Source organism: Bradyrhizobium sp. Ash2021, from assembly GCF_031202265.1.
Lineage (GTDB): Bacteria > Pseudomonadota > Alphaproteobacteria > Rhizobiales > Xanthobacteraceae > Bradyrhizobium.
The window spans coordinates 4,966,663-4,979,509 of record NZ_CP100604.1 but is presented as its reverse complement, the minus strand read 5'-3'; the positions used below and the strand labels follow the sequence as shown (position 1 = coordinate 4,979,509).

Below are 12,847 nucleotides of genomic sequence, written 5' to 3'. Positions count from 1 at the left end.
GTGCACGCCGCATCGTCCCGATCGGCCGTCATCCGAAACCCTTCACAACAACGGACATCGATGCCCCCTGCGGTTTGCAGGGAAATCGATATCGACAACGCTGAGGATGTCTCTCAAGCTCTGTGCAAGTCTGCGCTCTACGGATGAAAATCAGCAGAAGAAGATAACCCGGATGTTGGGCTTGGCTCTCATTCAACGTTGTTGGGGCCGGGCGCCGGCAGCCGGGCGTGCGATAAGACCATCGAGGTTCCTGTTATTTGATTTCCCACGTCGTGTTATGCGGGATGTCCATCGCGAAATAGCCGCCCGGACCAGCCAGTGCAGGCATTGTTATACAAGCAAATGGCTCACTCCCAGTGATCCCCTTGTACTTCCCGGTGCCGCCGGTGATGATATGGGTCCCACAATCCATTTTCGGCTGCGACTTATCGAGGTCTCGAGTATCGAAGGTCGAGAAAATCTTGTCCCCGTCGCTGTCGGCCAACACACAGGCGCCGTCAATATATTTCTTGTCGCCGGACGCAACGTTCAACGCCGCGCAATGTGCTGACATCTTGTCCAGCATCTTCTCTCCCTTCATGTTTTGGGTCGTCCCGACTGCCTCCAGCGTGGTGGCCGTACCGAGTCCGGCAATGTCAATGCTCATCAACGGCCGAAAAATGAAGTGCGTCACGTAGGGCGTGGTCCCCTTCTTTTCGATCGGGTCTCCTAGGACGACCCCGGGGGCAAAGGTCATGACTACCCCGGAGAGAAGCGCTGTTTTGACGAGTGTCATCGCTGCGGTGGGTCCCGCGATTATGCTCAGGTTTATGGGCTTCATTGGTTCCTCCTTGGATCGAGCGGCTGGCGGCAAATTCCGCGACACGTTTACCCGGAGCACGAAGTCTCTAACTAGTTCTTCAAATAGCCGACGTAATAGACGCCGATGACGTTGCTGCTTGCATCGCGGATTGGTTCATAGCCAGTGACGTAAGGCTTGCCCAGAATGTCGGCCTCTCCGAAATAGCTTTCGCCCTTCGCAATAGCCGCGATGGCTTTCCCCTTTGGGTCAAGAATCGTGCCTATCGCCCGTGACCCATCATCCTTCTTGACGTTCGTTGCCACGCGGACGAACTCGTCGCCGCTCTTAACAAAGATCGTGGCCGTCCCCCCCACTTCCTTCTGGACATCGTCAACCAGCACGAAGTTGTTATTCATCTTGGTCGCGCCAAAATGTAAAGCTGGGAGACTCTTGCCGGCGACTGCCTCGTCCCCGTTGACACTGGGTGGACCCAGCATCGCAGCCTTCGACTTGAGAAGCTGCATTGCTGCCTGCACATCCTCAGCAGGTCCGGCGAACACTCGCGCGGGGAGTTGAATCAAAAAATCGGCAGTGAAGGCCAGCAGTAACAGTGCGAGCGTGGACTTCTTCATGGTTACCTCCCATCGGCCTCACAACATCTCGATGTGAAGACTCTCGGGCGAGAAGGCCCATTGCGGCGATTATTCAAGTCCGATAACTCCACGCCCCTTTTCGCGCGCTTGTCAACGGTGGCCGCTGAAGCGACCCTGCGGCACAATGTCCGAGATGGGTCAAAGCACTAAATCGCTGCGCGATAGTTCGCCCGTTGAGGCGGTGCGGCTTGCCTGCGAGCATGGTGGCCGCGGGTAGAAACGTAGAACGTCCGCAAATTCCGCGTCCGAGATGCGGAAGACCACATCTGCATCGTCAAGAATTTGAATGACGAACACCGTGCAATCGGAGAAGCAGTGATCATCTTGACGAGTAGGTTGAAACAGTTTCGGTTGGACAAAATTGAGGTTTGTTGCAGTCTTCAAAAATTGGTTCGCCCTATGATGCTCCATGGCTGTCGCAAGGCTGATCGCGCAGAAGTTGTCGAACGTGACCTTTTTACAACGCCTAACTCTTTGAAATCACATAAGAGGCAAAAGGAGCTTTCCCCACTTGTGCAACACTCGTGCCATAACGCCAAAGTTGTGCATCCCTTCGAGGCCAGTACACCCTTCGAAAAATTACCCGGCACTCAAATCACGTACCGCGGTTAAATCTCCATAGCGCCCGCGGCACCGCCGGTGCCCCACTTCCCGCGATTTCGTGCCTTGGCGCTTTTCGGACGCCGGTCGTCGGAGCGCGTCGATAGCCTCGTCAAGCCGGCATCCGAAAACTTGCACAACAGCAGAATTGGCAAAACTGGCTCAATGCGAAGCGGCGTAGAGTTCCATCGGCTCTTGGAGTCCCTTGAGTGAATGTTTTCCCCGCTCCTTGAAGTGCAGACCCGACCCGGCGACCAGATCCTTGACGGTCCTTGACACCAATATCTCGCCGCCTTCAGCGAGCGCGGAGACGCGCGAGGCAATGTGCACGGCGATGCCCTGCACATCATCGCCGGCAGTTTCGACCTCCCCGGTATGCAGGCCACAACGAACCTGAATGTCGAACGGGCGAACAGCCTCGGAAATCGCGCACGCGCAACGTACCGCACGTGCCGGACCGTCGAAAGTGGCGAGAAATCCGTCCCCAAGAGATCTAATTTCGTTGCCCCGGTAACGTGCGAGTTCACGTCGTACCGTCGTGTGGTGGGCGTCGAGCACATTGTGCCAGCGCTGATCACCCATCTCCTCTGCCCGCGCGGTCGAGCCCACGATGTCTGTGAACAAGACTGTTGCCAGGACACGGTGGCTTTCTGCGATAGCGATGGATCCGGTGAGGAATTCCTCGATGCAGTCACCAATCTTCTCATGCACGAAAAAGAGGTGATCCTCTCCGGGCAATTCGATCAATCGTGCCCCTGGAATGTGTTGGGCAAGAAAGCGTCCGCATTCCACATCGATGAGCGTGTCTTCTGTGCAGTGGATGATCAGCGTTGGCACGTGGACCGAGGATAGAATCTCGGTGATGTCGATTTGAGAAGCCATCTGTAACACCGCCATGGCGGCTGATGGACTTGCGCCCAGTCGCTCGAAACGGCCCCACCATTGCTGCAAGGTCGGATCGTCCCGACGCGATGGCGCCCATATTGGTAGACTACGGCCGGTACCCCAGTCTCGATCGACGTATTTCAAGTAGGGCTTTAGCGCATCGGCGGTGATCGGCCAACGAGCAAAGGCGCCATAAAGCACTAGCCGTTGACATCGCTCAGGGTAGGTTGCGGCAAACAGAGCCATCAGCGCTCCCCCTTCCGATATGCCGAGCTGCGCTGCGCTCTCAATTCCAACTGCATCCATCACCGCACGGACATCATCCATGCGCTGCTCCAACGAAGGAATTTCAGGAACTGGATCGGAAAGGCCGGTCCCACGTTTGTCGAATATGACGACGCGAGCGAAACTCCCCAGACGAAGCAGCCAACGGGCCAGCTCTGGATGGTCCCAGTAATTCTCGATGTGCGATATGAAGCCTGGTGCAAACACCAGATCGATGGAACCACCGCCAAAGACTTGGTAAGCGATGTGAACACCTCCGCTCTTGGCATAGCGCGTCACTGGCGTCGCCATCGCACCCTCCGAGGCCGCAGCAGATAGCTCGCGATAAACTATCGCAAACTAGCTGCCGTGAGAAGCGGCGATAAAATGAGCAACGGGCGGCTTTGATGGTTGCCGCATTCAGGTCGGCTTCGGGGGTCAAAAGCAGAAGTCGAGGTCAGGTTGCGGAAGGTCTGCTTTTCTTTCGAAGGCAGACACCTCGTGGTGAATGACGTGTCAATGTTTGATCGATTTTGGTGGGGCGTAGATGGTAGGGGGCTTATTGTTTTCACGGTTTGCTGAAAATGGCCCCTCACCCACCCGTGGCTTCAACGAGCTCAGTCGCAACTCGGTCGAAGACGTTCGGCTTGCCTAACACGGCCTGCCTCTCGCCATGAACGTTAGTTAATCTTTCGCCTCGGAGATGAAGAGGCAACGGCAGAAAATCGAGTTATGTCCGATACCGTTCAAATTGATTTCGACGCTCCGGCAGTCCTAAGAAAATGGCCTTCACTCAATAATGAGCGTGTTAGTGCCGCCCTTGGCGCTCGTCCGTACCTCGTAGTCGAAAGTAACTTGGATGAATGTGTCCGGCAGTTCATGAACAAGCCGACCCGCCAGCGTCATCTGTATGAGATACACACCGCTCCACAGACAGACCTAGTTAGTGCTGTCCTGTCCGCTGAATACATAATTGAAATCGCTCGACTGCGAGGTTTTCTATAACGCCACTTCTGGTGGGGCGGCTTCCCAACAAGCGGCCCGCCGAAGCGAGCCGTTGTTAAGACGATACAGGCGATATCACCTCCGCATACTAAGCGACACACCTAGCTTCGCAGCCATAACGGTCGTCGCACCTGGCGTTCGCTTTAACGCCTTCGATATCTTGGCAACGCCGGCTTTTGACTTCGCCATCGATTTCATCAAGCGAACGTCCTCTTTGCTCCAAGGACGTGGTGTTCGTTTCTTAGTTTTCTTAGCCATTTGATTCCTCGTTAGTGAGGCAGGCTTCCTAGCACACACAACTATTTCCGCAACGCCGCCCCACGGGCGGCTTCGCTATTAAAGGACAACCAAATGTCAGTCGCTGACGAGACGGCAGGCGACCGCCGAAGGTCCAAGGTTTGCAGAAGCCGTCATGCAGAAAGTTCACAGGGACGGCGACATTTCATTGCAGATGGTTAGCGGCAGAATGCGCATGGTCAGCTAGACTTCTCTCCAAAACGCCGACTGAACTTATGGGCAGGAAGGGCGCCGTCCTTCATAGCCCTTGTAGGTTTAGGACCGCATCTTCACGAACGGACGCGGAATGACTTGATCCATGTCCACAAGGCTCTGAGACTGAAGGTTACAAGCACTTCATGGTGCCTCATTCCCTTCCCGCCCTTGACCAGCCCCAGGTCACGAATAATGCAATACGTCCCATTGCTCATTCGGGCGAGTTTCGAGCCTTTGAAATGAATGCGCATACGCGACAGCATCCATAAAGGATGCACTGCTGGGTAGTTCCGTCAAATCTTGACAAAATCGATCTCAACATCACAGGCGGCAGCCCGCAAGACGCATGCGCTAGAGGTAGTTCAGCGCCTCCCCTGCCCGCCGCCTCTCGCCGGCGCGCGCAGCCAGGATGGGCCCCGAGACCCTCCGCATGCGGTACCGCCTGGCATTGATTGGCGAGACCGGCGTCGCCTGCTATGCAACGCGCCGAGGAAGGCGCCTTCTGATCTTGGAACGGCTTGCAGTAGATCGCTTATTGCGGTTGGATTAGCTTTTTAAGTTTGGGGATTTTGGGATGACAGGTCCACAGCCAGCTGGCCGCTCATGGACGCGGGCGGAAGAGCAACAACTGCGCGAACTGACCGAAACTGGTGTCAAGGTCGGAATGATAGCTCGGAAGCTCAAACGCTCACCGGGCGCAATCTATGCCAGAATAAACTCCCTCAAAAAGGTGTCGCAGGACTTGAGGTCCATCGGACAACCGAAAGCCCTGCCATCCGAACATCTGGCATTTGCACGAAATTCGGCTGAGAGTGGCGAAATCAAAAACAGTACGTAGCCGACGCTGGTGCGGCGGCCGGTCCATTATACAGACAGCCGAACGCCCGTCCGGCGGTTGCTGCGGCGGTTTTTGCTTCGGCGCAACGACCGGAGCCGGCCGAACCATAGCAACAGGACCGTTGCCTACACGACGATAAAACTCCTGTTCCTCTTTCCAGGTGTAGGGCGGCTCGTGATACTAGCTGCCGTTTTTCTGCTCGCATCCTGACCATCTTACCCAGCCTTCGATCTCGATCGGCAGCTTGAGATCGACGAGACGCGCCTGCAAAAGGGACAGCGACAGCATGTCCTTTGCGTTGACATAGTGGGTGCTGTCGCCGGGATGGGACCCCACGTTGAACTCGAGGTGCGGTCCGCGCCCCGAATCGCGCTCAGGCCCGAGATCGAGTTTTTTCAGCAGGTGATAAGCCCGAGCGAGCGGTCCACCTGTGATGTCAAACCAATCCTGCGGTCCAGGATCCGCAGAACCTGCTCCGCTGACCAGGCGCCCGGGCCGCGGGCTGTCGGGATCTCTGCAGCGTTGAGGCCCGCTCCAATGGCCCGGAGTGACACCGCCGCCCGGCGCGAGGGGTGCTCGCTGGCGTGATCCAGAACCATCCGAACCGCACGGGCCCGGACCTCGGGTGAAAATTTCTTCGTCGTCTTGCTTGTCACGGCTCCATCCTCTCAGGAGTTGGAGCCTCCGGCAAACCCGGGGCGGTTCAGCTGTTTCACCGCTTCTAATGTGAACCACGTCACACTCGTTCGGCGGCCTCGAGATTACACTCGCGAGCGGTTTCATACCGTCTTGGCATCGTCGCAACCGAGTCCAAGAACGCATAACTAAGCAGGCTGTTTTTTTCGATTTTGTCGTCCTCAAAGCAGATCAGCATCCTCGAGTGAACACGGAGGGGCATATGACCGACCAGTGGAGTGGTTTCACGCGTGAGCAACTAATTGACGAGTTAAAAAACGGAGGTCGTTTCGTGCAGTACGCCTATTGTTTCTCGATAGGAATTATGAGTTTCAAAAAATCGACTAAACCATGTCTTATTAGATCGGGACGTTCCGCAGCGATTAGAGGTCTTCCTTGGACTGCATTGTCTTTCTTAGCGGGCTGGTGGGGAATACCTTGGGGCCCGATTTTTACCGTCCAATGTATTACAAGGAATCTGCGCGGAGGTCACGACGTAACAGACGAATTTGTTAACGCACTTCTGTAGCAAACGACAGGAAGCGGAAAAATGCGCAAGTACGTCGATTTGGTTGCTATCTTTTTGCTTGCCACTTTCCTTTCAACTTCTGCCGCCTTGGCCGCAAACATGGAAGAAGGCGCTACGACGTGGATTGCTGCGATTTTCACTGTGGCAGGTGGCGGTTGGATTTGGAGGCGCACCTTCAAAGCTGCTGATGTGTACGAAATTTGGTATGGCACCAATCGACGCGACCGGATTGTAAATACTTATGACAACGAGTTTGGAAACAGGCTTCACTATGGGAAATGCAAGGTCGCGATTCCGAAAGGACATGTGTTCGGGTCGATAGGTTCGTCGCCTCTTAGGCGTTGGCTTATGCGACTGTTCTCCGGAAGTGACGATAGACTTCGAGTACAGAAGCTCCTGCCTTGCTCGGCGACAGAGTTTGGTAAAAGCATTGGCCGCCGACTCTCTCAATTTGGCTTGGAGGAAAGGGCAGTTCTGGTCTTCATTCACGGTTACAACGTAACCTTTAACGATGCAGCGATTCGGGCTGCGCAGATCGGGTTTGACCTAAAGATACCGGGTGCAATGGCGCTTTACAGCTGGCCATCGAGCGGACGAGTGGATGGTTATTTGAGCGACGCTGATTCTGTTGCCGCGAGCGAGTCGTTTTTGATTGAATTTATTGAGCGCGTGTCAAACGCCGCAGGTGAAGCTAAAATAAATATCATTGCACATAGCATGGGAAATCTCGGCTTAATTCGCGCGCTAACGTTGGGTCTCGCGCAGCAACGATTGAGCCACATTAGATTTGGTCAGATCTTTTTGGCGGCGCCTGACATTGACGCAAACCTATTCAAACAACTAGCGGTCGTTTATCCAAAATGCTCTGATAAAACTACGATATACATGTCTGCAACGGACCACGCGCTATCAATATCGAACTGGGTTCATCGAAATCAAAGAACGGGATATACTCCGCCCGTCACGATAGTGGGTGGCGTTGACACCGTGGAAGCGACAAATATAGACGTGGGTCTGTTAGGTCATGGATATTATGCGGCGGCATCTGCCCTCTTATATGATATTGCAATTCTACTCCGGAGCAATTTGCCACCTCAGAAGCGACCGGGTCTATATTCCGCAATTTCCGAAGACGGCGATCAATATTGGGTCATGCGTGCTCAGGCTCACTAGCATTCGACGGCGTCAGGATGGAATGTAATGCTAGAGAGCGAACAAAACTGTCCAACAACATGGCTTGAAGCGAGGCGCGGGGATGTCTAGCACTCCAGCCCGCTGCACCGTTGACGTCGGACGGTTCGCGCGCCCCGGCCAAACTCGTGGGCTGGCTCACTAAGCCGCCCAACCGCTGGATGCATCCGCCACTCGGATCGTGGCTCCCAATATGCCGCCGAGAAGTACCGAGAGCTATTGCGGAGCACGGTCTGCGCGGCTCCATGGGCCGGCGGAAATCCCTCGCGCAATCTAAGCGCGAGGGATGATCATGGGCAAGAGGGCTTTGATTGGAATTTGGTTTAGCTGTCTGCCTCCACGAAGACACACCATCATCGCGGCGCTCATTCGTGGAAGATTGGCGATGGCTTCCGCAGCCGCGATCAATTGCTCGTTTGGAATGTAGGTCGGTGTCGTCATGATGGTCCTGCCGGCTGGTGCCGCAGAATCTGACATGCTTGATTTGAGATTCTGCGGCAAACCCGGCTTGTTCCGAAAACCGGAAAAGTAAACCGTCACTGACAAGACATTTGCAATTCGCGCCGAGAGTTTGCGGGGCTAAAAATATTTCCTAGGAGCGTGTCCGAGTAGTCCGCAACAAGCCCGAAATTTGAAACTTATGGAATCGGGAGCACGGCACATGAGCAATCATCTTGCGATAGAGCACTGCTGCCGATTCTTTTCGTTCGTTCGCAGTAGTACTAGAGCGGTTTCCGCCTGATGTGAATCTCTTTGTGCACAGGGGGATTCCCTAACTGCAGCAAATCAGATTCGGTCTTCGCTACCATTAGGGGCGAGGACGATCATGGCAAAGGGTTATTCGACAGACTTGAGAGATCGTGTGGTGGCTTTGGTCGAGGGCGGCGAGAGCTGCCGGGAAGCCGCGCGCCTGCTTGATCTTGCGGCCTCGACCACCATCCGCTGGATGGATCGCTGGCATACAACCGGTAGCGTCGCAGCGAAGCCCGGCACCGGCCACTGTCGCTCGCCGCTCGAGCTGCATGAGCAGTGGCTGCTCGATCTGGTGGCCGCTGAACCCGATCTGACACTCGATGAGATCGGCACACGGCTCGCATCGGCCAAAAGACTGAAGGTCGGCAGAACCTCGATTTGGCGATTTTACGAGCGGCACCGCATCACGTTCAAAAAAAACACTGCACGCCGCCGAACAGGATCGGCCTGATGTCGCCGCTGCACGCGCCGCGCTGAAAGCCGAGCAATCGTCTTTACGCGCGCGACGGCTCGTCTTTATTGATGAGACGTCGGTGACAACCAAAATGGTTCGTCATTCTGGTCGTTCGCCGCGTGGCGAGCGACTCGTCGCGAGTGTACCGCACGGCCACTGGAAAACCCTGACGTTCATCGCGGCGTTGCGCGTCAGCGGCCTGACCGCACCTTATGTCATCGATGGTGCGATGGATGGAGCCACATTCATGGCCTATGTCGAGCAGGTGCTCGTGCCGACGCTGACAAAAGGCGACATCGTATTCATGGACAATCTGCGGACCCACAAAATCGACGGGATGCGCGAAGCAATCGCGGCTGTTGGCGCAACAGTTCGCTATCTGCCCGCCTATTCGCCAGACCTCAACCCAATCGAGATGGCATTCTCGAAACTCAAAGCCGCGCTGCGCAAAGGCGCCAAGCGCACCGTGAAGGAACTCTGGCGGCTGATCGGCAAACTCGTAAAATCGTTTGTCCCCGACCAGTGCGCCAACTATTTTCGCCATGCGGGATATAGACGATGACCTACATCAGCCGGAATCTGCTCTAGTTAGTGGCCTGCTCGATCAGATCCTGCAGGCCGGCCGCGGTGAACGCGCCGAACACGTCGCGCAGCCAGGCGCGCACATAGCCCACAAGCATCCGCAACGCTCATCCCTGAGAGGCCACTACATGTGTAATCTCTATTCGATCACGACCAACCAAGCCGCGATCATCGCCCTCTTCCGCGTGATCAACCGCTACGTCGGCAACCTGCCGCCGATGCCCGGTGTGTTCCCGGACTACCCGGCGCCCGTGGTCCGCAACGTCGGCGCCGAGCGCGAACTGACCATGATGCGCTGGGGTATGCCGCCACCGCCGCGCACTGGCGGTCCTCCGGTGACCAACATCCGCAACACCTCATCGCCGCACTGGCGGGGCTGGCTGAAGCCCGAGAACAGATGTCTGGTCCCAGCGAACAGCTTCGCCGAATACGCGCCCGAACCGAACCCGGAGACCAAGAAGAAGGACGTGGTTTGGTTCGCGCTGAATGAGGACCGGCCACTGTTCGCGTTCGCTGGCATCTGGACGACGTTCAACGGTGATCGCGGCACGAAGTCCAAGCCGATACCGGGGCCGCATCAGGTCTACGGCTTTCTCACTACATCCCCGAATGCGGTGGTCGGGCCGATCCATCCGAAGGCCATGCCCGTGATCCTAATCACCGATGAGGAGCGCGACGTTTGGATGCGGGCGCCGTGGGATGAGGCTAAGGCGTTGCAGCGGCCATTGCCGAATGATGCGCTCAGGATCGTGGCGCGTGGTGTGGATAAGGAAGATCGGGCGGCGGCGTGAATAACCCACTCCCAGACCGCCAAATTTGACCCAGGAGCCGCCTTCGGGGGGCTTTTGTGGTATAGGACCATCATGACTGATCAGCCGCCTCAAGACCCCAAACCAGAACAGATACAAGCGCACTGCCCGAAATGCGGTCCCGGCCGCTTCGCTGATGTTATTGCCTTGCACAGCCACATGGAAAGTCACGACGACGAGCACGGAATGTGGAGCAACACCACCTCGCGCATCTTGCAGTGCGGCGGGTGCAAGGAAGTCTACTTCCAGCAAATCTACATTTTCTCCGAAGACTATGAAAACGACTACGGGCCGGAGGGAGAAACGGTCACCAACTATAACGAGCGCATCACGTACTATCCCGCCGCGGCGAAGCGCAAGCGGCCTGACTGGTTGCTCATGGACATCGAACCCAACCTTGGTGCGCTTCTCAGCGAGACATACAACGCGCTTGACGTAGATGCTCGGGTGCTTGCTGCAACCGGCGCACGAACGGTTTTTGACCGCGCCTCCGAACTCCTGAAAATCGACCCGGCGCTCTCATTCAAAGACAAATTGGACGCTCTTCAAGAGAAGGGTCATATTGGCAATTCGGAACGAGAGCACCTAGACCTTCTCACCGATGCCGGTGGAGCTGCGGCACACCGAGGTTGGAAACCTACAACTCAGCAGCTCGACACGATTATGAACATCGTCGAAACGTTCATCTACCGCACGTTTGTCATCGACGCAGAAGTCAAGAAGCTCAGGGCTGAAATCCCGCCCAAGCAAAAACGGAACAAGGAATAACCGACCGCACGCCGCTACACGCACTTTCATCAGGTATTTTTACTTAGTTCACGCGAGCATTTTCAAGATGCGCCGGTCCGGCTGCTCTCGACAATTTGAAGACCCGATATCGCTGCCCGATGGCCGCCAGCTCACCACGCTAAAACAAGCCGCTGAATACATCATCGCCCTACCGAAAACCGAACACGACGCGCCGGAATGGCAGGCCGCGATGGAAGCACTGATATTAGTTGCGGAAGGTGGCGGCCCAACGATGCTTGCGCGCATCGGGTTCATGCGCGGCTTGAACCGCAACGTCGAGCGGGTGTTTGATAGTTCGCGCAGGGGTACGCATTGGGGAAAGCGAAAGCTAAAGAGGGACCAATGACCGATCACGACAACATTCTCATTCACATGGCATTACGCGAAGCTGGTAAGATCATCGGCCAATATCTTGAGCCGGGACCGCGCGATGCCGAACGAACGATCAATCGGCTGATTGCCGTGCTGGATACGCCGGAACTGGCGGCGGCCTTAGAGCGGGTCGACAAGCCCGACGACTTGCAGGAATTTCCGGGCGGTTAAACTACTGACAGGGGTAACGTGTGCCATCGGGTCCGAGATATGTCGCCGAAGCGGGATCGTACCCGGGATATTGTGCGCAGGCGTTGTAGGAACTGGGACTGTCACCGCCGCCGTCTATCACAATTGTCGGCTCGGCACGATGTAACCCGCCGCCGTGGTGGTCACCTCCGACACGCTGGTAGCCACGCTCACTGCCGGATGATCCGTCCCGAGCGAGTGCTAAAGACGCTGGCGCAAGCGCGATCAAAAAAAACGCAGCGCCGAAGAACATGAACTTAGCCATGGTTGCTCCTCCAAGGGCGAGTGTTGGATAAAACGAGGCGTTCAATCTAACGTTCCAAGAAGATCGTAGGTAACGAAAGTTTCATTCGCCGCACACCGAGCAAACAAGAGCTAAATCTATCGAAAACGATATTGGAAAATGCCCATGACCCACAACACCGCCGACATCGCCGCGTACATCGTCGAGCTGACGGAACCAGCAAAGGATCGAACGATGGGATATCTCGAAAGCGCCATCGAGCGCAAGTTCCCCGGCCTCGACATTGATCAGCTTCACGCCGCGCAAGAGATCGCTGCGGCGGCCTTGAAGGCGGCGGAGCGATGACCGCGTCAATTTTAAACCAATTCGTTGGGGCGGATTTCAGAGGTCGGTAATAACTTCACGCCAAGGTTCTCCAATCCACTGGGGCAGAACCGGAGGATCGCAATGAAACACCACCATCATTTGGAGGCGCACGCGCATATCGCGCCAAGGGTCATGTCAAAAGAAGCAGAGAAGATCACGGCGCTGGTCGCAGGCCTTCGCAAGTCGGTTTTCGACATCGACAAGGAACGCGCGCGGACCAGGGACGCTTCCGACCCGGCACTCATGAGCACTCTGGATACACGCCGCAACAATCTAATGGTTACGGTTGCCGCGTTGGAAGACCGTTTGTCAGCTATTCAAGGATTGCTTAAACTGAACCGGCGACACGTTGCGCATCGAATGCACTGACCGCATT

Annotated in this window: 13 protein-coding genes and 1 pseudogene; 8 read left to right on the top strand and 6 right to left on the bottom strand. The window is 56.0% G+C overall.

The features are described 5' to 3' along the window. Window positions 1–253: 253 nt before the first annotated feature. The 5 genes and pseudogenes from NL528_RS23795 to NL528_RS47190 form a co-directional block, all read right to left on the bottom strand. Entirely contained in the window at window positions 254–820 is a 567-nt protein-coding gene (locus NL528_RS23795) for a hypothetical protein (protein ID WP_309176888.1), read from the bottom strand. Between the two features lie 71 nt (window positions 821–891). Continuing rightward, the gene (locus tag NL528_RS23790) at window positions 892–1,413 is read right to left on the bottom strand and encodes a Cache 3/Cache 2 fusion domain-containing protein (RefSeq protein ID WP_309176887.1); all 522 of its coding nucleotides are present in this window, start codon (window positions 1,411–1,413) and stop codon (window positions 892–894) included. A 783-nt stretch (window positions 1,414–2,196) separates the two neighbouring features. Further along, window positions 2,197–3,495 (bottom strand): adenylate/guanylate cyclase domain-containing protein, encoded by a 1,299-nt coding sequence (locus NL528_RS23785; protein WP_309176886.1) that lies wholly within the window; start codon window positions 3,493–3,495, stop codon window positions 2,197–2,199. Window positions 3,496–5,698: 2,203 nt separating this feature from the next. Continuing rightward, window positions 5,699–5,854, bottom strand: a complete 156-nt coding sequence (locus NL528_RS23780) for a hypothetical protein (protein ID WP_309176885.1) — start codon at window positions 5,852–5,854, stop codon at window positions 5,699–5,701. 182 nt (window positions 5,855–6,036) lie between these two features. Further along, window positions 6,037–6,174, bottom strand: a pseudogene (locus tag NL528_RS47190) (IS3 family transposase); the annotation flags it as partial. A 569-nt stretch (window positions 6,175–6,743) separates the two neighbouring features. Here NL528_RS47190 and NL528_RS23775 point away from each other — a divergent pair. After that, window positions 6,744–7,895: an alpha/beta hydrolase gene (locus NL528_RS23775; protein ID WP_309176884.1), complete on the top strand. Its 1,152-nt coding sequence runs from the start codon at window positions 6,744–6,746 to the stop codon at window positions 7,893–7,895. A gap of 291 nt (window positions 7,896–8,186) precedes the next feature. Here NL528_RS23775 and NL528_RS23770 read toward each other — a convergent pair whose 3' ends face one another. Then, a complete protein-coding gene (locus NL528_RS23770; protein WP_309176883.1) occupies window positions 8,187–8,354 on the bottom strand; it encodes a hypothetical protein in 168 nt (55 codons plus the stop codon). Between the two features lie 385 nt (window positions 8,355–8,739). On the opposite strand from NL528_RS23770, the gene NL528_RS23765 reads away from it, so the two are divergent. The 7 genes from NL528_RS23765 to NL528_RS23735 all read left to right on the top strand — a co-directional run bounded on the left by NL528_RS23765 (window position 8,740) and on the right by NL528_RS23735 (window position 12,840). Further along, window positions 8,740–9,682, top strand: a protein-coding gene (locus NL528_RS23765; protein WP_309176881.1) for an IS630 family transposase whose coding sequence is annotated in 2 segments (ribosomal slippage) — window positions 8,740–9,092 and window positions 9,091–9,682 — 945 coding nt in all. Because the reading frame shifts where the segments join, the coding sequence is not laid out codon by codon here. 148 nt (window positions 9,683–9,830) lie between these two features. Next, window positions 9,831–10,493: an SOS response-associated peptidase gene (locus tag NL528_RS23760; protein WP_309176879.1), complete on the top strand. Its 663-nt coding sequence runs from the start codon at window positions 9,831–9,833 to the stop codon at window positions 10,491–10,493. A gap of 72 nt (window positions 10,494–10,565) precedes the next feature. Continuing rightward, the gene (locus NL528_RS23755) at window positions 10,566–11,279 is read left to right on the top strand and encodes a DUF4145 domain-containing protein (RefSeq protein ID WP_309176878.1); all 714 of its coding nucleotides are present in this window, start codon (window positions 10,566–10,568) and stop codon (window positions 11,277–11,279) included. Window positions 11,280–11,346: 67 nt separating this feature from the next. After that, entirely contained in the window at window positions 11,347–11,646 is a 300-nt protein-coding gene (locus NL528_RS23750; RefSeq protein WP_309176877.1) for a hypothetical protein, read from the top strand. Further along, the gene (locus NL528_RS23745; RefSeq protein ID WP_309176876.1) at window positions 11,643–11,843 is read left to right on the top strand and encodes a hypothetical protein; all 201 of its coding nucleotides are present in this window, start codon (window positions 11,643–11,645) and stop codon (window positions 11,841–11,843) included. The genes NL528_RS23750 and NL528_RS23745 overlap by 4 nt, the downstream gene beginning before the upstream one ends. Before the next feature lie 427 nt (window positions 11,844–12,270). Then, a complete protein-coding gene (locus NL528_RS23740; RefSeq protein ID WP_309176875.1) occupies window positions 12,271–12,450 on the top strand; it encodes a hypothetical protein in 180 nt (59 codons plus the stop codon). A 102-nt stretch (window positions 12,451–12,552) separates the two neighbouring features. Then, window positions 12,553–12,840 carry a hypothetical protein gene (locus NL528_RS23735; RefSeq protein ID WP_309176874.1) on the top strand — a complete coding sequence of 96 codons (288 nt, stop codon included), beginning with the start codon at window positions 12,553–12,555 and terminating at the stop codon, window positions 12,838–12,840. Window positions 12,841–12,847: the final 7 nt, after the last annotated feature.

Bases quoted from the DNA above. Each gene is read 5' to 3' on its own strand.
- NL528_RS23790 (WP_309176887.1), bottom strand. From the start codon at position 1,413: ATGAAGAAGTCCACGCTCGCACTGTTACTGCTGGCCTTCACTGCCGAT.
- NL528_RS23795 (WP_309176888.1), bottom strand. From the start codon at position 820: ATGAAGCCCATAAACCTGAGCATAATCGCGGGACCCACCGCAGCGATG.
- NL528_RS23760 (WP_309176879.1), top strand. From the start codon at position 9,831: ATGTGTAATCTCTATTCGATCACGACCAACCAAGCCGCGATCATCGCC.
- NL528_RS23775 (WP_309176884.1), top strand. From the start codon at position 6,744: ATGCGCAAGTACGTCGATTTGGTTGCTATCTTTTTGCTTGCCACTTTC.
- NL528_RS23755 (WP_309176878.1), top strand. From the start codon at position 10,566: ATGACTGATCAGCCGCCTCAAGACCCCAAACCAGAACAGATACAAGCG.
- NL528_RS23740 (WP_309176875.1), top strand. From the start codon at position 12,271: ATGACCCACAACACCGCCGACATCGCCGCGTACATCGTCGAGCTGACG.
- NL528_RS23770 (WP_309176883.1), bottom strand. From the start codon at position 8,354: ATGACGACACCGACCTACATTCCAAACGAGCAATTGATCGCGGCTGCG.
- NL528_RS23735 (WP_309176874.1), top strand. From the start codon at position 12,553: ATGAAACACCACCATCATTTGGAGGCGCACGCGCATATCGCGCCAAGG.
- NL528_RS23745 (WP_309176876.1), top strand. From the start codon at position 11,643: ATGACCGATCACGACAACATTCTCATTCACATGGCATTACGCGAAGCT.
- NL528_RS23785 (WP_309176886.1), bottom strand. From the start codon at position 3,495: ATGGCGACGCCAGTGACGCGCTATGCCAAGAGCGGAGGTGTTCACATC.
- NL528_RS23750 (WP_309176877.1), top strand. From the start codon at position 11,347: ATGCGCCGGTCCGGCTGCTCTCGACAATTTGAAGACCCGATATCGCTG.